Source organism: Hydrogenophaga sp. GW823-FHT04C09 (genome assembly GCF_058796355.1).
The window spans coordinates 93,747-111,618 of sequence record NZ_JBXAIO010000006.1 but is presented as its reverse complement, the minus strand read 5'-3'; the positions used below and the strand labels follow the sequence as shown (position 1 = coordinate 111,618).

Here is a 17,872-nt window from a genome sequence, read left to right as displayed (position 1 = left end):
GGCTCAGCACCGCACGGGGTTGCGGCAATAGCGCTCCAGTTCGACCACCGTGGCCTGGCGGGCCACGGCCTGCTTCGCGTTCGGCCCCACCTCCAGGCTGAGCTTCATCTCGTACTTCTTGAAGAAGTCGTCGAACAGTTCGCCGCCCAGAGTGCCGGTGGCGGTGAGCGTGTCGCTCTTCGCATCGTGCTCGATCAGCACCGCGCACAGGGGTTGTTCGGCCGGGCCGTTGAGCACCTGGGCGCCACGCGCCGGGTCGTACTGGCTGTGGTCGGCGCAGCAGTGGATCAGGTCGTTGCCCTTGCTCGGCGTCTGCGGATTCGTGGCCGCGCCCTTGCGGAAGCTGATGAAGCTCAGGTCCTTGGTCGGGTACACCAGCTTGTGCGCGCAGATGGCCGAGAACGCGACCAGGCTCCTGCGCGGGCCGATGCCCCCCGGCCACTGGTAGCTCTGCTTGTCGCGGGTCTGCAGCTGGGTCGCCGCCGCCGGTTTGCCCAGGTCGAGCAGGAACACCGGTGTCGCTTCGAAGGGGTAGTGGAAAACGTAGTTGGTCTGTGGTTTCAGGTTCGACGCCTTGAGCGGTTTGCCCACATCGTCGAGCAATTGAACCCGGCCGTACGAACGCGGTTTGGCATCCGCGGCCCAGGCCGTCTGCGCCAACGCCGCCGCCAGCGAGCCACCGCCGAGCGCGCACACTTCCACGAATTCGCGTCGATCCATCGCCCATCTCCGATGAAAGGCCGTTGCGCCGGCCACCTTGGGGCAGTGAAACGCATGCATCCGCCGGTGTCAACCCGTGTTTTTCTCACATGCCGGCGTCAAGAAGTGCATCCGGCACGCCGATATGGACGTAACTTGGGACACCGAGCGGCCTGTCGGACAGGCTTTTTTTTCGCGCATCGCTGAAGGACCTTTCCCCGTGACCCTCCTCCTCCCTTTCCATCGCCTCAAGAACCTGAGCCGCCGTGCGGTGCTTTGGCAGGCCTGCGCCGCTGTCGCCTGGGGCTTGAGCGGCCCGGCCCACGCCACCCCCAGCACGACCGTGGTCGAAGCCGTTCAACTGCCCGCCTGGGTGGAGCGCAACGGCCAGCGCCGCCCGGCCGAGCCTGGGGCCCAACTGCGCGCCAACGACAAGGCCATCACCGCCAACGGCTCGCGCATGCTGCTGCGCATGGACGACCGCAGCACCATCAAGCTGGGGGAGCAGACCGAGTTCCTGATCCAGTCGCTGGACACCAGCCGCAGCAACGCCACCGCGCCCAGCGAGCAGAAGAGCGCCTTCAAACTCGTGAGCGGCGTGTTCCGCTACGCCACCGACTACACCAGCAAGGCCCTGGGCAACAAGCGCGAACTCAACGTCGAGCTGGCCACGGCCACGGTGGGCATCCGCGGCACCGACTTCTGGACCATGACCGATGCGGCCCACGACGCCGTATGTGTGTTCGAGGGCAAGGTCGAGGTGGTGCGCGAGGCCAAGCCGGGCATCGAGCTCGACAAACCCGGCGCGTTCTGGGTGGTGTTCACCGGCCAGCCGGAAAAACCGGCCGACCAGGCCACGCCGGCCCAGCTGGCCAAATTCATCGGCCAAGCCGAAATGCAGCCGGGCAGCGGTGTGCTGCTGCAAGGCGGGCGCTGGCGCACCGTGGCGGCCACCTTCAGCAGCGCGGCCGATGCCGCCGCGCTGCGCACCCGGCTGCAGACCGCGGGCTACCCGGCGCAAACCCTGGCCAAGGATGGGCGCCACGAGGTGCGCATCAACCAGTTCGCCACGCGCGAGGACGCCGAAGCCGTCTTGCAGCGGCTGCGCGCCGACACCGCCCTGGGCGTGAGCGAAGGCCGCGTGGCGCTCACCGCGAACTGAGCCGTTCGCCCGAGGCCCAGGCTCAGGCGTTGAGCTGGGTCCAGGCCTTCTCCAGCCGCTTCACGCTCACCGGCTGGGGGGTGCGCAGCTCCTGCGCGAAGAAACTCACCCGCAGTTCCTCCAGCAGCCAGCGCAGCTCCTGGAGGCGGGCGTCCTGCACGCCCTTGCGCTCGGCCACCAACCGCCAGAAGCGCTGATCCTGCGGCCGCAGCTCGGCCAGCTTGGCGGCGTCGCGCGCCGGATCGGCGCGCAGCTTGTCCAGCCGCAACTGCACCGCCTTGAGATACCGCGGCAGGTGCTGCAACTGCGCGTACGGCGTCTGCAGGAGAAAGCGCTTGGGCACCAGGCGTTGCAGCTGCTGCGCGATGTCGGTGGCCACGTCCGCCGGCGGTTTGCTGTCCTTGAGCTTGCGCGCGGCGGCGGCGTACTCCGTGAGCACGGTGCCGGCCGTGCGGGCGATCTCGTTGGCGATCAGCGTGAGGCGCCCCCGCCCCTCTTCCACGCGCCGCTTGAAGGCGGCTTCGTCGGTGGGCAGCGGGTCGCCGAGGAAGGCGCGGTCCAGCGCGAGTTCCAGGATCTGCGAGCGCAACTCTTCCAGCGTGCCACCACCGCCCGCTTCCTTGCCCACCTGCATGTAGGCCACGCCCATGGCCTGCAGGCCGGGCAGGTTCTTCTCCAGGTACTTCAGCGCGTCGCGGATCTGCAGCGCGCACAGGCGGCGCAGGCCTTCGCGGTGCCGCGCCTGGGCCACCTCGGGTTCGTCGAACACCTCGATGCGCACCGCCTCGCCGTCGTCCACCAGCGCCGGGAAGCCAATCAGGGTCTGCTGGCCCTGGCGGATTTCCATCAGCTCGGGCAGCTCGCCAAAATCCCAGGCGGTGTGGCGCTGGGCCGCGCTCACGGCCGGGGCCTTGGCGGCGGCCGCCTTGGCCGCCACCGGCGCCGGGCCGCCCTTGACGGGCGCGGCGGGCGCAGGCGCCGCGCGCAACCCTTCCATCTTGAGCGAGGCCAGGGCCTGGAAGGCACCGCGCGCCTGCGCGCCCAGCTCGGCCTTGAGCGCCGCCAGGTTGCGGCCCTGGCCCAACTGGCGGCCGTGTTCGTCGACCACGCGCAGGTGCATGAAGTGGTGCGCGCTGAGCATGTCGACCTTGATGTCGTTGCGCTGGATATCGAGCTGCGTGGCCTCGCGCACCAGCTTGAGCACCGCGTCCATCAGGTTGCCGGCGCCGAAGGTGGCGGGCTCGCACAGCGCCTGCGCGAAACGCTCGGCGGTCGCCGGCAAGGGCACCAGGCGCGAGCGCGGGCGCTGGTGCAGGGTCTTGAGCAGGGCCAGCACTTTTTCCTTGAGCATGCCGGGCACCAGCCAGTCGCAGCGGTCTTCGCTGGCCTGGTTGAGCGCGAAGATCGGCAGCGTGACCGACAGGCCGTCGCGCGGGTCGCCAGGCTCGTGCAGGTAGCTGCAGGCGCAGTCCACACCGCCCAGGCGCAGCGTCTTGGGGAAGGTCTGCGTGGTGATGCCGGCGGCCTCGTGCCGCATCAGCTCCTCGCGCGTGAGCAGCAGGAGCTTGGGGTTCTCGCGCACGGCGTCGCGGTACCAGCGCTCCATGGCCGCGCCGTTGCAGATGTGCGCGGGCAGTTGCTGGTCGTAGAAGGCGTAGATCAGCTCGTCGTCCACCAGCACGTCCTGCCGGCGCGACTTGTGCTCCAGCTCGGCCACCTGGCGCACCAGCTTCTGGTTCGCGGCCAGGAACGGCAGGCGCGTCTCCCACTCGCCGGCCACCAGCGCCTCGCGAATGAAGATCTCGCGCGCGCCGGCCGGGTCCACCTTGCCGTAGTCGGTGCGGCGGTTGCTGTAGATCACCAGGCCATACAGCGTGGCGCGCTCCAGCGCCGTGACCTGCGCGGCTTTTTTCTCCCAGTGCGGGTCGAGCAGCTGTTTCTTGATCAGGTGCCCACCCACCTGCTCCAGCCACAGCGGCTCGATGCCGGCGATGCCGCGCCCGAACAGGCGCGTGGTCTCTACCAGTTCGGCACACACGATCCAGCGCCCCGGGCGCTTGCTCAGGTTCGCGCCCGGGTGGCGGTGGAACTTGATGCCGCGCGCGCCCAGGTACCAGTCTTCGGTTTCGTGCTTCTGGCCCACGTTGCCCAGCAGCCCGGCCAGCATGGCCAGGTGCAGTTGCTCGTAGCTGGCAGGCTTGTCGTTGAGCCTCCACTGGTGCTCGGCCACCACGGTGTGCAGCTGGCTGTGGATGTCGCGCCACTCGCGCACGCGCCGCACATTGACGAAGTTCTCGCGCAGCACGCTCTCGTACTGCCGGTGGCTGAGCTTGTGGTCCTTGCCGTGGCCACCCTTGGTGTCCTCCAGCCATTTCCAGAGCTTGAGCGTGCCGCTGAACTCGCTCTTCTCGTCGTCGAACTTGGCGTGCGCCTGGTCGGCCTGCGCCTGTTTGTCCAGCGGGCGGTCGCGCACATCCTGCACGCTCAGGGCCGAGGCGATCACCAGCACCTCGTCGAGCGCACCGCGCTGCTGCGCCTCCAGAATCATGCGGCCCACGCGCGGGTCCAGCGGGAGGCGCGAGAGCGTCTGACCGATGGGTGTGAGCTCGTTGGCCTCGTCCACCGCGTTGAGTTCGGCCAGCAACTGGTAGCCGTCGACGATGGCGCGCTTCTGCGGCGCCTCGATGAAGGCGAAGTCTTCCACCGCGCCCAGGCGCAAGGCCTTCATGCGCAGGATCACGCCCGCGAGCGAGCTGCGCAGGATCTCGGGGTCGGTGAACGCCGGGCGCGCGCCGAAACCCGCCTCATCGTAGAGCCGGATCGCGATGCCGTCGGCCACACGGCCGCAGCGGCCGGCGCGCTGGTTGGCCGCGGCCTGGCTGATGGGCTCCACCATGAGTTGCTCCACCTTTTGGCGGAAGCTGTAGCGCTTCACGCGGGCGGTGCCGGCATCGATCACGAAGCGGATGCCGGGCACGGTGAGCGAGGTCTCGGCCACGTTGGTCGAGAGCACGATGCGCCGCCCGCTGTGGTCCTGGAAGATGCGGTCCTGCTCGGCCTGCGACAGGCGCGCGAACAGCGGCAGCACCTCGGCGTTGCGCAGCGTGGGAATGTGGCTCAGGTGTTTGCGCAGGTGGTCGGCCGCCTCGCGGATCTCGCGCTCGCCCGGCAGGAACACCAGGATGTCGCCGCCGGCCGGGCCGCGCCAGAGTTCGTCCACCGCATCGGCGATGGCGTTGTTCAGGTCGTAGTCGCGGCTTTCCTCGAACGGGCGCCAGCGCACCTCCACCGGAAAGGTGCGGCCCGAGACCATGAGCACCGGCGCCGGCCCCTTGGCCGAGGCGAAGTAGCGCGCGAAACGGTCGGCGTCGATGGTGGCCGAGGTCACCACCACCTTGAGGTCGGGCCGGCGCGGCAGCAGCTGGCGCAGGTAGCCGAGCAGGAAGTCGATGTTGAGGCTGCGCTCGTGCGCCTCGTCGATGATGATGGTGTCGTAGGCGCGCAGGTCGGGATCGGTCTGCGTTTCGGCGAGCAGGATGCCGTCGGTCATCAGCTTGACGGAGGCGTCCTTGGACAGGCGGTCCTGGAAGCGCACCTTGTAGCCCACCACATCGCCCAGCGGTGTCTTGAGTTCCTCGGCGATGCGCTTGGCCACGCTGGAGGCGGCGATGCGCCGCGGCTGGGTGTGGCCGATCAGCTGGCCGCGCTGGCCCGGTTTCGCGTTGCACTTGCCCCGCCCCATGGCCAGCGCGATCTTGGGCAGCTGCGTGGTCTTGCCCGAGCCTGTTTCGCCGCAGACGATGACGACCTGGTGGTCGCGCATCGCGGCCTCGATCTCATGGCGGCGCGCAGAGACGGGCAGGCTTTCCGGGAATTCGATGTGCAGCGGCGTGGAGGACAAGTGGGAACTTCGGTCAAAATCGGGCAACCGGCCATTATCCGCGCCCGGCCCCATGCCCGCCTGACCACCGCCCCATGTCCACTGTCTTCAACTTCACCTTCGTCCCCTGGTTCCGCTCGGTCGCGCCTTACATCCACAAGCACCGAGGCAACACCATCGTGGTCGGCATCGCGGGCGAGGCCATCGCGGCCGGCAAACTGGAGAAGCTGGCGCAGGACCTGGCGCTGATCCAGAGCATGGGCGTGGACATCGTGCTGGTGCACGGCTTCCGGCCGCAGGTGAACGAACAGCTGCGGCTCAAGGGCCATGAGGCGAAGTACTCGCACGGCATGCGCATCACCGACGAGGTGGCGCTGGACTGCGCCCAGGAAGCCGCCGGCCAGCTGCGCTACGAGATCGAGGCCGCCTTCAGCCAGGGCCTGCCCAACACGCCCATGGCGGGCGCCACGGTGCGCGTGATCTCCGGCAACTTCATCACCGCGCGGCCCGTGGGCCTGATCGACGGCGTGGACTTCATCCACTCGGGCCTGGTGCGCAAGGTGGACACCGACGGCATCCAGCGCACGCTCGACATGGGTGCGATGGTGCTGCTCTCGCCCTTCGGCTTCTCGCCCACCGGCGAAGCCTTCAACCTGACCATGGAAGACGTGGCGACCTCGGTGGCCGTCGCGCTGCAGGCCGACAAGCTGATGTTCCTGACCGAGGTGCCGGGCATCCGCGTCGATCAGGCCGACCCGGAAAGCGACATCGACACCGAACTGCCGCTGGCCGACGCGAAGAAGATGCTGGCCGCCCTGCCCCCGGCCACCCAGCCCATCGACACCGCGTTCTATCTGCAGCACTGCATCCGCGCCTGCGAAGGCGGCGTGGACCGCAGCCACATCCTGCCGTTCTCGGTGGACGGAGCGCTGCTGCTGGAGATCTACACCCACGACGGCATCGGCACCATGGTGGTGGACGAAAAACTCGAGAGCGTGCGCGAGGCCACCATGGACGACGTGAGCGGCATCGTGGCGCTGATCGAACCGTTCGAGAAGGACGGCACCCTGGTCAAGCGCGACCGCACCGAGATCGAACGCGACGCGGGCAACTACACCATCATCGAGCACGACGGCGTGATCTTCGGCTGCGCGGCGCTCTACCCCTACCCGGAAGAGCGCACCGGCGAAATGGCCGCGCTCACCGTCTCACCTCACACGCAGAGCCAGGGCGACGGCGAACGGTTGCTCAAGCGCATCGAGGCCCGGGCCAAGGCGCAAGGCCTGCAAAGCATCTTCGTGCTCACCACGCGCACCATGCACTGGTTCGTCAAGCGCGGCTTCGTGCAGGTCAGCGCGGACTGGCTGCCGGAGGCGCGCAAGCGCAAGTACAACTGGGACCGCAAGAGCCAGGTGCTGGTGAAGAAGCTGAGCTGAGGGCCGGCGCCGGCCCGGACGGCCTCAGGCGGCCGGGCGCTTCACCCAGAGGGCCACGGCCAGCGCGATGATGGCCGAGAAGCACAGGAAGGACCAGTTCGCGATCGACAGGCCGAGGAAGGTCCAGTCGATCACCGAGCAGTCGCCGCTGCCGCGAAAGATCATGGGAATGGCCCGGCGCAGCGGGAAGGCTTCGATCATGCCGAAGAAGTCGCGCCCGCAGCTCATGATCTCGGGCGGGTTCCATTGCAGCCAGCTCTGGCGCGCGGCCGTGAAAGCACCGAAGACCGCGAGCAGGCCCATCAGCGCGATGCCGGCCTGCCGCGCCGCGCGGCCCTTCAACAGGGCCGAGACGCCGGCCACCAGCGCCACTGCCACCAGGGCGTAGCGCTGCACGATGCACATGGGGCAAGGCTCCAGGCCCACGACGTGCTGCAGGTACAGGCCGAAGGCCAGCATGGCGGCGCAGGCGGCGGCCACCAGCCCCAGGATGCGGCGGGGGTGCTGGGTCAGGGGAGACGGTTGGCCAGGGGAAAGGATGGCGATCAAGGGAAATCCTGAAGTTGGGAGAAAGCGGCCGCCGGGCGGGACAGATCACTGAGCCCGGCGATCCACCGCAAGTTCCCCCGCTTCAGCTCACGAAGGCGCGTTCGATGACGAAATCGCCCGGCGTCGTGGTGTTGCCTTCCTTGAAGCCGCGCTTCTCGCACAGGGCCTTGAGGTCGCGCAGCATCTCGGGGCTGCCGCAGATCATCACACGGTCTTCGGCCGGGTTGAGCGGCGGAATGCCCAGGTCCTTGGCGATCACGCCGTCGCCCAGCAGTTGCGGAATGCGGCCCTGATGCGTGAAGGGCTCGCGCGTGACGGTGGGGTAGTACAGCAGCTTCTGCTGCACGGCCTCGCCCAGGAACTCGTCCTGCTTGAGCTGCTCGGTGATCAGTTCGCGGTAGGCCAACTCCTTGACCTGGCGCACGCCATGCACCAGCACGACCTGCTCGAAGCGCTCGTAGGTTTCCGGATCGCGGATGACGCTCATGAAGGGTGCCAGGCCGGTGCCCGTGCCCAGCAGGTACAGGCGCTTGGCCGGCAACAGGTAGTCGATCAACAGGGTGCCGGTGGGCTTGCGGCCCACGACGATGCTGTCGCCCACCTGGATGTGCTGCAGGCGCGAGGTGAGCGGGCCATCCTGCACCTTGATGCTGAGGAACTCGAGGTGGTCGGCCCAGTTCGGGCTGACGATGCTGTAGGCGCGCAGCAAGGGCTTGTCGTTCACCCGCAGGCCGATCATGGTGAAGTGGCCGTTGGAAAACCGCAGCGAGGTGTCGCGCGTGGTGGTGAAGCTGAACAGCCGATCGGTCCAATGGTGAACGCTGAGCACGCGCTCTTCCAGAAATGCACTCATGAGAGATCCTGATGGGGTCGAACCCCGTATTGTAAAAAGTCGGGCCGGCCGTGCGGCTGGCGGGGTGATCGGCCGGCCCCACTCGCGGGACGGACACCGAAACCTTGCTACAGTGACGGGCTGCCCGGGATACCCGGGGCCTTGCGCCCACCACGGCGAACTGCGCCGACGAACAAAGAGTCCCGGATCATGCCGACGATTGGTCTGTTCGGGAACGAATTATTTCTTCAGTTCGTTATAACCAATCCATCTAACCCACACCTCCTAGGACGTTTCTCATGGCACGCACCGTTCATTGCATCAAGCTCGGCAAGGAAGCCGAAGGCCTGGACTTTCCGCCCTACCCGGGCGAAATGGGCAAGCGCCTGTACGAGAACGTGAGCAAGGAGGCCTGGGCCGCCTGGCTCAAGCACCAGACCATGCTGCTCAACGAAAACCGCCTGAACCTGGCCGACGCGCGCGCGCGCCAGTACCTCGCGCGCCAGATGGAAAAGCACTTCTTCGGCGAGGGCGCCGACGCCGCCGCTGGTTTCGTGCCGCCGCCGCCCGAAGGCAACTGACCGCCGCACGGGCCGTGCCCCCACCCCCAGCCCGCCATGCCCTGGTGATCGGCGCCGGCCTGGCGGGCGCCGCGGTCTGCGCGGTGCTGGCGCGGCGCGGCTGGCGGCTCACGCTGGTCGATGCCGCCAGCGGCCCGGCGCAAGGCGCCTCGGCCCTGCCGGTGGGCATGCTGAGCCCCCATGTCACCCGCGCACCCACCCCGCTGTCGCGGCTGTCCGCACTGGGCGTGGCGACCACCCTGGCCGAGCTGCAGCGGCTGGTTTCACCAGGCCAGGGCTGGCAAGCCTGCGAGGTGGACAACCTGGGACACGATCCGGGCCGCTGGCCCGCCGCGCTGGTGCGCCCGGCCGCCCTGGTGCGGGCCTGGCTCGACGAAGCGGCGAACCTGGGCACGTTGGCGTGCGTGTGGCAAACCCCGGTGCAGACGTTGGCCCCCTCCGCCGTGGGCTGGCAGGCGCTGGATGCCCACGGCCGCTGCGTGGCCGAAGCCCCAGTGGCCGTGGTCGCCACGGCCTATGGCAGCCATGCCCTGCTGACCGGCCCCGCCAGTTGGATGGACGCCGACGCCCTGCCCCTGCGCCCGGTCAAGGGCCAGATGAGCCTGGCCGCCCAGAGCGGCGACCCGCTGGCCGAGCGGCCGCAACGCGACAACGGCGTGTACGTGCCCCTCTATGAAGACACCGGGTTGCCGCCCGCCTGGCCGGCGCGCGTCTGGGCTATGGGCTCCACCTACGAACGCGGCGAGAACAGCACGCAACTGAGCGAGCAGGCGCACGAGCGCAACGCCGAGAGCCTGGAGGCCATCTGCCCGAGCGCGGCGCTGGACCTGCGGCAGGTCTGGCAGCGAGGCGAGCTGCTGGGTTGGGCGCAGGTGCGCTGCGCCTCGTTGGACCGCCTGCCGCTGGTGGGTGCGGTGCCCGACGGCGAGGCCCTGAAGGCCCACATGGCAGCGGCCGGTGTCCGGCGGGGCCGTGTGCCCTTGGCAGACACCCCTCGCCGGCCCGGGCTCTACCTGCTGGCCGCGCTGGGCTCGCGCGGCATCACCTTGGCCGCCTGGTGCGCGAACCAGCTGGCCGCCCAGATGGAGGGTGAGGCCACGCCCGACGTGGAAGAGGACCTGCTGCGGGCGATCGATCCCGCGCGCTTCGCCTGGAAACAGGCGCGCCGTCAGTAGCTCAGATCAGGTCCAGCCACTCGGACACCTGGCGCGGCTGGAACGGCCGCTCCAGCAGGGCCGTGATGCCCACGCGGTGCGCGTCGCGCCGCACCCTGCGACGGCGCCACCAACCCGCCAGCGGCCCGGCCAGCTCGGTCGTCGCCAAGGTCAGCGCCTGGGGATTGCGGGCGACGAAGTGGCGCATCAGCGCCCACACGTCGATGCGGTGGTCGTCCAGGTTGAACACGCCGCACACATAGCGGTTGCGCTCCATGAGTTCCAGCGCGGTCTCGGTGTCGACCACCTCGTCCACATGGCCCACGCCCGCCAGGGCCAGGCGGGTGCGCAGGTAGGTGCCTTCCTGATCCTCGGCCCCCACCACCAGGGCGCGCCGGGTCATGTCGGTGGGTTCGCCGGTGTCCATCTCGAGGTCGATGTCCAGCGGCGCCGGCGCGGTCACGTCCAGATCGAGCAGGCCCGAATCGGCCTGCCGGGCGGCGAACACCAGATCCAGGTCGTGCAGCACGGCGGCCCATTCGATCGGCCGGTCCAGCACCCGCCAGGCGTGTTCGGGGGCGTCCGGGCCGACCCAGATCAGGCGCTGCCCGGGTGGCATCTCCTTGGCATGCGACAGCACGGCCTCCAGGCTTTCGCCATCCACCAAGGCCACCTGGGCCACGCCGGAAGGGATCACCGCGCCCGGCGGGGCCATGGGCACCCAGGGGGCGTAAGACAGCTCGCGCTCCTGCGACAGGCGGAACACGGTGTTCAGCGCATGGCGTTCCACGTCGGAAAAACCGACCACGCTGACCAGGATGCGCTGCTTTTGCATGGCGCGGATGTTACGCCCAGCAGACCGATGTGCGGTCGGAGTTGTACGACGAGCGGCCATCTCGTGTGCGATTCGGCACATCGCTCATTTGTTTATTCCCGGGTGGCATATACCCATGAACAAAAAATCGTTTGGGATATATCGATGTCTCTCTACAGTCTCGCCCATGCCTGACATCGCCATCATCCTGGCCGGATTCGCCGTGGGACTCATCGTGGGTCTCACAGGGGTGGGTGGCGGCTCGCTCATGACGCCCATCCTGATCTTCTTTTTCGGCGTCAAACCGTACCTGGCGGTCGGCACCGACCTGCTGTTCGCCGCCTTCACCAAGATGGGCGGCACGGTCAGCCTGGCGCGGCAGAAGCTGGTGCCCTGGCGGGTGGTCGGCCAGCTGAGCGCCGGCAGCCTGCCGGCGGCGCTGTTGACGTTGCTGGTGCTGCGCCAGCTCGGCCCCACGAGCGCAACGGTGCAATCGCTGATGACGAACACCCTGGGCGTGGCGCTGTTGCTGACGGCGGTGGCCATGCTCTACAAGGCGGCTCGCGGCAAACAGCTGCCCCGCCAATTGCCCGAAGGCCAGCTGGCCCAGGCCACGCATGCGCGCCACTGGAGCCTGCCGGTGCTGTTCGGTGCGGTGATCGGCACCCTCGTCACGCTCACCTCGGTCGGTGCGGGCGCCATCGGTGTCTCCGTGCTGCTGTTGCTGTTTCCCCTGTTGCCGCTGCCCCGCATCGTGGCCGCCGACATCGCTTACGCCGTGCCGCTCACGCTGGTCGCCGGCCTGGGCCACGCGAGCCTGGGCTCGGTGGACTGGCCGCTGCTGGCCAAGCTGCTCGCCGGCTCGCTGCCCGGCATCTGGCTGGGCACGCGTCTGATGCGCCACACCCCTGAGCGCCTGGTGCGCTCGGCGCTGTCGCTGCTGCTGGCCTATGCCGGCACGAAGCTGATCGCTTTTTGATTCCTGAAGACCCACGAAGACGATGTACCAATATTCCGACTTTGACCGCCAGTTCGTGCACCTGCGCGCCGCCCAGTACCGGGACCAGCTGACCCGCTGGCAAGCCGGCACGCTGGGCGACGACGAGTTCAAGCCGCTGCGCCTGCAGAACGGCTGGTACGTGCAGCGCTTCGCGCCCATGCTGCGCGTGGCGGTGCCCTACGGCGAGATCTCCAGCCCGCAACTGCGTGTGCTGGCGAAGATCGCGCGCGACTTCGACCACAAGGAAGAGCACGACGTCAGCAAGGCCAACGCCGGCCTGTCCGAAGTGCCCACGCTGCCCGACCGCTGCGGCCACTTCACGACGCGCCAGAACGTGCAGTACAACTGGATCCCGCTCTCGCGCTCGGCCGATGTGATGGACCTGCTCGCCAGCGTGGGCCTGCACGGCATCCAGACCAGCGGCAACTGCATCCGCAATATCACCACCGACGCGCTTGCCGGCATCGCGATCGACGAGGTGGCCGATCCGCGGCCCTTCGCCGAAATCCTGCGCCAGTGGAGCACGCTGCACCCCGAGTTCGCCTTCCTGCCGCGCAAGTTCAAGGTGGCCATCACCGGCGCGCGCGAAGACCGCGCGGCCACCCCCTGGCACGACGTGGGCCTGCGCCTGCTGCGCAACGTCGACGGCGACCTGGGCTTCCAGGTGCGCGTGGGCGGGGGCATGGGCCGCACGCCCATCATCGGCAGCGTGGTCCGCGAGTTCCTGCCCTGGAACCAGATCCTCAACTACCTCGAAGCCGTGGTGCGCGCCTACAACCGCTTCGGCCGCCGCGACAACATCTACAAGGCCCGCATCAAGATCCTGGTGAAGGCCGAAGGCCAGGCCTTCACCGACCAGGTGGAAGCCGAGTACCAGGACATCCTCGAGAAGGACGGCGCGCCGCACACCATCAGCCAGGCCGAACTGGACCGCGTGAGCGCCTTCTTCGTGCCGCCGCAACTCAACTGCGACCGCAAGAGCGCCGACGCCAAGATCGCGCACATCCTCAAGGCCGCGGCCGAGGACGACCTGGAATTCAGCCGGTGGCTGCAGCAGAACGTGAAGCCGCACCAGAACCCCGACCTGCGCGCCGTCACACTGTCCTTCAAGCGCTTCGGCCAGGCCCCCGGCGATGCCACAGCCGAACAGCTCGAGCGCGCCGCCGAACTGGCCGAGCGCTTCTCGGCCGGCGAAGCCCGCGTGACGCACGAACAGAACCTGCTGCTGCCCTGGGTGCGCTGCGACCAGTTGCCCGAGCTGTGGCGCGAGGCGCGCCGCCTGGGCCTGGCCAAGCCCAACATCGGCCTGCTCACCGACATGATCGCCTGCCCCGGCGGCGACTTCTGCGACCTCGCCAACGCGCGCTCGCTGCCGCTGGCACAGGCCATCCTGGGCCGCTACAAGGACCTCGACGAGCTGCACGACCTGGGCGAGATCGACCTGCACATCAGCGGCTGCATCAACTCCTGCGGCCACCACCACAGCGGCCACATCGGCATCCTGGGCGTCGACAAGGACGGCCAGGAGTGGTACCAGGTCACGCTCGGCGGCTCGGACGGCACGCGCCTCTCCGGCGACGCCACGCCGGGCAAGGTGATCGGCCCGTCCTTCGCCGCCAGCGAAGTGCCCGACGTGATCGAGGCCCTGCTCGACACCTACCGCGCCCAGCGCACGGGCCAGGAGACCTTCGTGAACACCCTGCGCCGCACCGGTGCCGACCCGTTCAAGACCGCCGCCAACGCGGTGCGCACGAGCACGGCCCGCGCCGCCGCCTGAGGAGAGACCGCATGAGCCAGAACCTTCAACTCTTCAGCGCCGACACGTTCACGGCCACCGAAGCCGAGTCGCAACGCCTCTCGATCGCCAACGACGCCGATCCCCGCGAGGCCGACCTGAGCGGCATCGGCGTGGTGGAACTGCACTTCCCCAAGTTCAGCGACGGCCGAGCCTTCAGCCAGGCCTTCCTGCTGCGCCGCCGCCTGGGCTTCACGGGCCAGATCCGCGCCACGGGCGACGTGCTGATCGACCAGCTGGTGCAGATGCAGCGCAGCGGCTTCAGCCAGGCCGTGCTGCGCGCCGACCAGAACCTCGCCCATGGTGAAGCGCTGTTGAAGCACTACCCTGCCTTCTACCAGGGCGATGCGGTGCACACCGCGCCGCATTTCGCCGCCACCGCCTGAGCGTCTCACAGCCACAGCCATGACCGCCATCGCTCTCTACAACCGCCCCTCGCCCGACTTCGCCGCCAAGGTCGAGCGCAGCATCGCACTGCTGCGCGAGACGGCCGCCAACCACCCCAGGCTCACCCAGGCCTCCAGCCTGGGCGCGGAAGACATGGTGGTCACTCACCTGATGCACCTGGCCGGCATCGAGGCCAGCGTCTTCGTGTTGGAGACCGGCAAGCTGCACGCCGAGACGCTCGCGCTGATCCCGAAGATCGAGCAGCGTTACGGCATCAGCGTGCAGGTGTTCCGGCCCAGGCAGGAATCGGTCATCCACTTCGTGCGCAAGAACGGCGAAGAGGCGATGTACCAGAGCATCGAACTGCGCAAGGCCTGCTGCGACATCCGCAAGATGGAGCCTCTGGCGCGCGCCCTGGCCGGCCAGGACGGCTGGATCACCGGCCTGCGCCGCGAACAATCCAACGCGCGCGCCGAAGTGGGCGAGATCGTGCAGGAGCCCGAGCGCATCAAGGTCAGCCCCATCGTCGAATGGACCTGGGGCGATGTCTGGCACTTCATTGCCGAACACCAGCTCGACTACAACGCGCTGCACGACCAGTTCTTCCCCAGCATCGGCTGCGCGCCCTGCACGCGCGCCATCAGCGTCGGCGAGGACTTCCGCGCCGGCCGCTGGTGGTGGGAGCAGGAAAGCGCCAAGGAATGCGGCCTGCATGTGCAGCCCGCCGCCGAACCCCTCGTATCGCCTCTCGAACGGACCCACGCATGAACGCCCGCACCGAAACCGCCGTGATCCAGACCGCGCTGCAACACGCCAGCGATCACCACCTGAGCAACGCCCACCTGGATGCCCTGGAAGAGGAAACCATCTTCATCCTGCGCGAGGTGGCTGCCGCCTTCGAGCGCCCCGCGCTGCTGTTCTCGGGTGGCAAGGACTCGCTGGTCATGCTCAAGTGCGCCGAGAAGGCCTTCGGCGCCGGCCGCATTCCCTACCCGCTGCTGATGATCGACACCGGCCACAACTTCCCCGAAGTGACCGATTTCCGCGACCTGCGCGCCAAGGAACTCGGCGCCGAACTGATCGTGCGCAGCGTCGAGGACTCGATGGCGCGTGGCACCGTGCGCCTGGCCCATCCAGGCGAGAGCCGCAACGTGCACCAGTCGGTCACGCTGCTGGAAGCCATCGAGGAATTCCGCTTCGATGCGCTGATCGGCGGCGCACGGCGCGACGAGGAGAAGGCCCGCGCCAAGGAGCGCATCTTCAGCCACCGCGACAGCTTCGGCCAGTGGCAACCCAAGGCGCAACGCCCCGAGCTCTGGACGCTGTTCAACACCCGGATCCAGCCCGGCGAGCACTTCCGCGTGTTCCCCATCAGCAACTGGACCGAGCTGGACGTGTGGCAGTACATCGCGCGCGAAAACATCGCCCTGCCCTCGATCTACTACACGCACCAGCGCGAAGTGGTGGACCGCCGCGGCCTGCTCGTGCCGGTGACCGAACTCACGCCGCCGCGCGACGGCGAAACCGTGGAAGTGCGCGACGTGCGCTTCCGCACCGTGGGCGACATCACCTGCACCTGCCCGGTGGAGAGCCTGGCCGCCACGGCCGACGACATCGTGATCGAGACGCTGGCCGCCGAGGTCAGCGAACGCGGCGCCACGCGCATGGACGACAAGACGTCCGACGCCTCGATGGAGAAGCGCAAGAAAGACGGGTACTTTTGACGCCCCCGCGCCGCGCCCGTGGCGCGTCACCCCCACTGGGGGCGGTGTCTGCGGGCCGGCGAAGCCGGACCCGCGACACCCTTGAACAGATATCTCTCGCAGAAAGATCGCCATGACCACCGCTGAACTCGCTCCCATTGCCCAAGACACCCGCTCCGCCCTGCGCCTCATCACCTGCGGCAGCGTGGACGATGGCAAGAGCACGCTGATCGGCCGCCTGCTGGTCGACAGCAAGGCCGTGCTGCAGGACCACCTGGCCGGCGTGCAGCGCCACGGCCAGACCGACCTCGCCCTGCTGACCGACGGCCTGTCGGCCGAGCGCGAGCAAGGCATCACCATCGACGTGGCCTACCGCTACTTCAGCACCGAAGCGCGCAAGTTCATCATCGGCGACGCCCCGGGCCATGAGCAGTACACGCGCAACATGGTCACGGCGGCCTCCAGCGCCGACGCGGCCGTGGTGCTGGTGGACGCCACCAAGCTGAACTGGGCCGACGCCGCGCTGCAACTGCTCCCTCAGACGCGCCGCCACAGCCTGCTGCTCAAGCTGCTGCGCATGCCCTCGGTGGTGTTCGCCATCAACAAGCTCGACGCCGTCGAGGACAGCCGCACGGCCTTCGCCCACATCGCCGCGGCGCTGCGGCAGTTCGCCGCGCAGGCCGGCATCCCGGTCACGGCCACCGTGCCGGTGTCGGCTCTCAAGGGCTGGAACGTGGTGGACGCCAGCGAGCAGGCCGGCTGGTGCGGCTACAGCGGCCCGACGCTGCTGGATATCCTCGAAGGCCTGCCCGTCACGCCGGCCGACAACACGCTGCCCTTCGCCTTCGCCGTGCAATGGGTGGAGAAATTCAGCAGCTCGTCCGACACCTCGCAAGGCCGCCGCGTCTTCTGGGGCCGTGTGGCCACGGGTGGCGTGCAGCCGGGTCAGGCGGTGCGCATCATGCCCAACGGTCAGACCGCCGTGGTCGCGCAGGTGCTCAACCACGTGCGCCAGCCCCAGGCCGTGCTGGCCGGCCACAGCGCCGGCATCGTGCTCGACCGCGAGGTCGATGTCTCGCGCGGCGACTGGCTGCTGGCCGTCGAGGATGGTGAAGCGCAGGACACCCTGACCGGCAGCCGCGAGATCCGCGCCACCGTGGCCTGGCTCGACGACGAGACCCTGGTGCCCGGCCGCGTGTACTGGGCGCTGCATGGCCACCGCTGGGTCAAGGCCAAGATCAAGCGCATCGTGCACCGCCTGGACATCCACACACTGGCCGAGGAAGAGGCCAGCCAGCTCGAGCCCAACGCCATCGGCCACATCGAGCTGGCGCTGCAGGAACCGCTGGCCACCCTGCCCTTCGAGCGCTCGCGCACCCTCGGGTCCCTGGTGCTGGTGGACACCGCCAGCCACCGCACCTCGGGCGCCTTGCTGGTGCTCTGAAAGACCCTCCGTCCTTAACGCGTACCCAGGCAAGGGGCTTGCGCCTGCCTGGGGTTCAGGGAAACCCTAAAATCCGGGGTTCTACCGATTCCCATCATCACCATGACCCACGTTGTCACCGAAGCCTGCATCCGCTGCAAATACACCGATTGTGTGGACGTCTGTCCCGTGGACTGTTTCCGCGAAGGCCCGAACTTCCTGACGATCGACCCGGATGAGTGCATCGACTGCGCGGTGTGCATTCCCGAATGCCCGGTGAGCGCGATCTACGCCGAGGAAGACCTGCCCAAGGACCAGCAGCACATGACCGAGCTCAACGCCGAGCTCGCCCGCCTGCCGGGCTGGAAGAGCATCACCAAGCGCAAGGATCCCTTGCCCGACCACGACGAGTGGAAAGACCGCAGCGACAAGTTGTCGGAGCTGATTCGCTGAACCT

Annotated in this window: 16 protein-coding genes; 11 read left to right on the top strand and 5 right to left on the bottom strand. The window is 68.5% G+C overall.

Annotation, left to right across the window (positions count from 1 at the left end):
• Positions 1-3 precede the first annotated feature (3 nt).
• Complete coding sequence (locus tag AC1Q9M_RS17525) at positions 4-720, bottom strand: Rieske (2Fe-2S) protein (RefSeq protein WP_492434847.1); 717 nt, start codon at positions 718-720, stop codon at positions 4-6.
• Positions 721-919: 199 nt separating this feature from the next.
• Between AC1Q9M_RS17525 and AC1Q9M_RS17520 the strand changes: the two genes are divergently transcribed.
• Entirely contained in the window at positions 920-1,861 is a 942-nt protein-coding gene (locus AC1Q9M_RS17520) for a FecR domain-containing protein (protein ID WP_492434845.1), read from the top strand.
• Positions 1,862-1,883: 22 nt separating this feature from the next.
• Here AC1Q9M_RS17520 and hrpA read toward each other — a convergent pair whose 3' ends face one another.
• Entirely contained in the window at positions 1,884-5,816 is a 3,933-nt protein-coding gene (gene hrpA / locus AC1Q9M_RS17515; protein WP_492434843.1) for an ATP-dependent RNA helicase HrpA, read from the bottom strand.
• Between the two features lie 20 nt (positions 5,817-5,836).
• Between hrpA and argA the strand changes: the two genes are divergently transcribed.
• Entirely contained in the window at positions 5,837-7,177 is a 1,341-nt protein-coding gene (argA, locus tag AC1Q9M_RS17510) for an amino-acid N-acetyltransferase (protein ID WP_492434841.1), read from the top strand.
• A gap of 24 nt (positions 7,178-7,201) precedes the next feature.
• Here argA and AC1Q9M_RS17505 read toward each other — a convergent pair whose 3' ends face one another.
• The gene (locus AC1Q9M_RS17505; RefSeq protein ID WP_492434995.1) at positions 7,202-7,717 is read right to left on the bottom strand and encodes a disulfide bond formation protein B; all 516 of its coding nucleotides are present in this window, start codon (positions 7,715-7,717) and stop codon (positions 7,202-7,204) included.
• 91 nt (positions 7,718-7,808) lie between these two features.
• Positions 7,809-8,579, bottom strand: a complete 771-nt coding sequence (locus AC1Q9M_RS17500) for a ferredoxin--NADP reductase (RefSeq protein ID WP_492434839.1) — start codon at positions 8,577-8,579, stop codon at positions 7,809-7,811.
• A gap of 278 nt (positions 8,580-8,857) precedes the next feature.
• Here AC1Q9M_RS17500 and AC1Q9M_RS17495 point away from each other — a divergent pair, with 278 nt between their 5' ends.
• Both AC1Q9M_RS17495 and AC1Q9M_RS17490 read left to right on the top strand, forming a co-directional pair.
• Positions 8,858-9,139 (top strand): oxidative damage protection protein, encoded by a 282-nt coding sequence (locus AC1Q9M_RS17495; RefSeq protein WP_291118974.1) that lies wholly within the window; start codon positions 8,858-8,860, stop codon positions 9,137-9,139.
• Positions 9,140-9,153: 14 nt separating this feature from the next.
• Positions 9,154-10,314 carry an FAD-dependent oxidoreductase gene (locus AC1Q9M_RS17490; protein WP_492434836.1) on the top strand — a complete coding sequence of 387 codons (1,161 nt, stop codon included), beginning with the start codon at positions 9,154-9,156 and terminating at the stop codon, positions 10,312-10,314.
• A gap of 1 nt (position 10,315) precedes the next feature.
• Here the strand turns inward: AC1Q9M_RS17490 and AC1Q9M_RS17485 are convergent, their stop codons facing one another.
• Positions 10,316-11,128, bottom strand: coding sequence for a hypothetical protein (locus tag AC1Q9M_RS17485; protein WP_492434834.1), 813 nt, complete (start codon positions 11,126-11,128; stop codon positions 10,316-10,318).
• A gap of 166 nt (positions 11,129-11,294) precedes the next feature.
• On the opposite strand from AC1Q9M_RS17485, the gene AC1Q9M_RS17480 reads away from it, so the two are divergent.
• The 7 genes from AC1Q9M_RS17480 (at position 11,295) to fdxA (ending at position 17,868) form a co-directional block, all read left to right on the top strand.
• On the top strand, positions 11,295-12,086 hold the full coding sequence (locus tag AC1Q9M_RS17480; protein ID WP_382157497.1) for a sulfite exporter TauE/SafE family protein: 792 nt from the start codon (positions 11,295-11,297) through the stop codon (positions 12,084-12,086).
• A gap of 22 nt (positions 12,087-12,108) precedes the next feature.
• Positions 12,109-13,884, top strand: coding sequence for a nitrite/sulfite reductase (locus tag AC1Q9M_RS17475; RefSeq protein ID WP_444686684.1), 1,776 nt, complete (start codon positions 12,109-12,111; stop codon positions 13,882-13,884).
• A gap of 11 nt (positions 13,885-13,895) precedes the next feature.
• Positions 13,896-14,288 (top strand): DUF934 domain-containing protein, encoded by a 393-nt coding sequence (locus AC1Q9M_RS17470; RefSeq protein ID WP_444686685.1) that lies wholly within the window; start codon positions 13,896-13,898, stop codon positions 14,286-14,288.
• A 19-nt stretch (positions 14,289-14,307) separates the two neighbouring features.
• Complete coding sequence (locus tag AC1Q9M_RS17465; RefSeq protein WP_382325130.1) at positions 14,308-15,057, top strand: phosphoadenylyl-sulfate reductase; 750 nt, start codon at positions 14,308-14,310, stop codon at positions 15,055-15,057.
• The gene (gene cysD / locus AC1Q9M_RS17460) at positions 15,054-16,013 is read left to right on the top strand and encodes a sulfate adenylyltransferase subunit CysD (RefSeq protein ID WP_382325132.1); all 960 of its coding nucleotides are present in this window, start codon (positions 15,054-15,056) and stop codon (positions 16,011-16,013) included. Before AC1Q9M_RS17465 ends, cysD begins: the two co-directional genes overlap by 4 nt.
• A 112-nt stretch (positions 16,014-16,125) precedes the next feature.
• Positions 16,126-17,436 (top strand): sulfate adenylyltransferase subunit 1, encoded by a 1,311-nt coding sequence (locus AC1Q9M_RS17455; RefSeq protein WP_492434831.1) that lies wholly within the window; start codon positions 16,126-16,128, stop codon positions 17,434-17,436.
• Positions 17,437-17,538: 102 nt separating this feature from the next.
• The gene (fdxA, locus tag AC1Q9M_RS17450; RefSeq protein WP_382157485.1) at positions 17,539-17,868 is read left to right on the top strand and encodes a ferredoxin FdxA; all 330 of its coding nucleotides are present in this window, start codon (positions 17,539-17,541) and stop codon (positions 17,866-17,868) included.
• Positions 17,869-17,872: the final 4 nt, after the last annotated feature.

Coding starts and splice junctions, on each gene's coding strand:
- AC1Q9M_RS17525 (WP_492434847.1), bottom strand. CDS start 720: ATGGATCGACGCGAATTCGTGGAAGTGTGCGCGCTCGGCGGTGGCTCG.
- hrpA (WP_492434843.1), bottom strand. CDS start 5,816: ATGGGGCCGGGCGCGGATAATGGCCGGTTGCCCGATTTTGACCGAAGT.
- argA (WP_492434841.1), top strand. CDS start 5,837: ATGTCCACTGTCTTCAACTTCACCTTCGTCCCCTGGTTCCGCTCGGTC.
- AC1Q9M_RS17500 (WP_492434839.1), bottom strand. CDS start 8,579: ATGAGTGCATTTCTGGAAGAGCGCGTGCTCAGCGTTCACCATTGGACC.
- AC1Q9M_RS17495 (WP_291118974.1), top strand. CDS start 8,858: ATGGCACGCACCGTTCATTGCATCAAGCTCGGCAAGGAAGCCGAAGGC.
- AC1Q9M_RS17485 (WP_492434834.1), bottom strand. CDS start 11,128: ATGCAAAAGCAGCGCATCCTGGTCAGCGTGGTCGGTTTTTCCGACGTG.
- AC1Q9M_RS17480 (WP_382157497.1), top strand. CDS start 11,295: ATGCCTGACATCGCCATCATCCTGGCCGGATTCGCCGTGGGACTCATC.
- AC1Q9M_RS17475 (WP_444686684.1), top strand. CDS start 12,109: ATGTACCAATATTCCGACTTTGACCGCCAGTTCGTGCACCTGCGCGCC.
- AC1Q9M_RS17470 (WP_444686685.1), top strand. CDS start 13,896: ATGAGCCAGAACCTTCAACTCTTCAGCGCCGACACGTTCACGGCCACC.
- AC1Q9M_RS17465 (WP_382325130.1), top strand. CDS start 14,308: ATGACCGCCATCGCTCTCTACAACCGCCCCTCGCCCGACTTCGCCGCC.
- cysD (WP_382325132.1), top strand. CDS start 15,054: ATGAACGCCCGCACCGAAACCGCCGTGATCCAGACCGCGCTGCAACAC.
- AC1Q9M_RS17455 (WP_492434831.1), top strand. CDS start 16,126: ATGACCACCGCTGAACTCGCTCCCATTGCCCAAGACACCCGCTCCGCC.
- fdxA (WP_382157485.1), top strand. CDS start 17,539: ATGACCCACGTTGTCACCGAAGCCTGCATCCGCTGCAAATACACCGAT.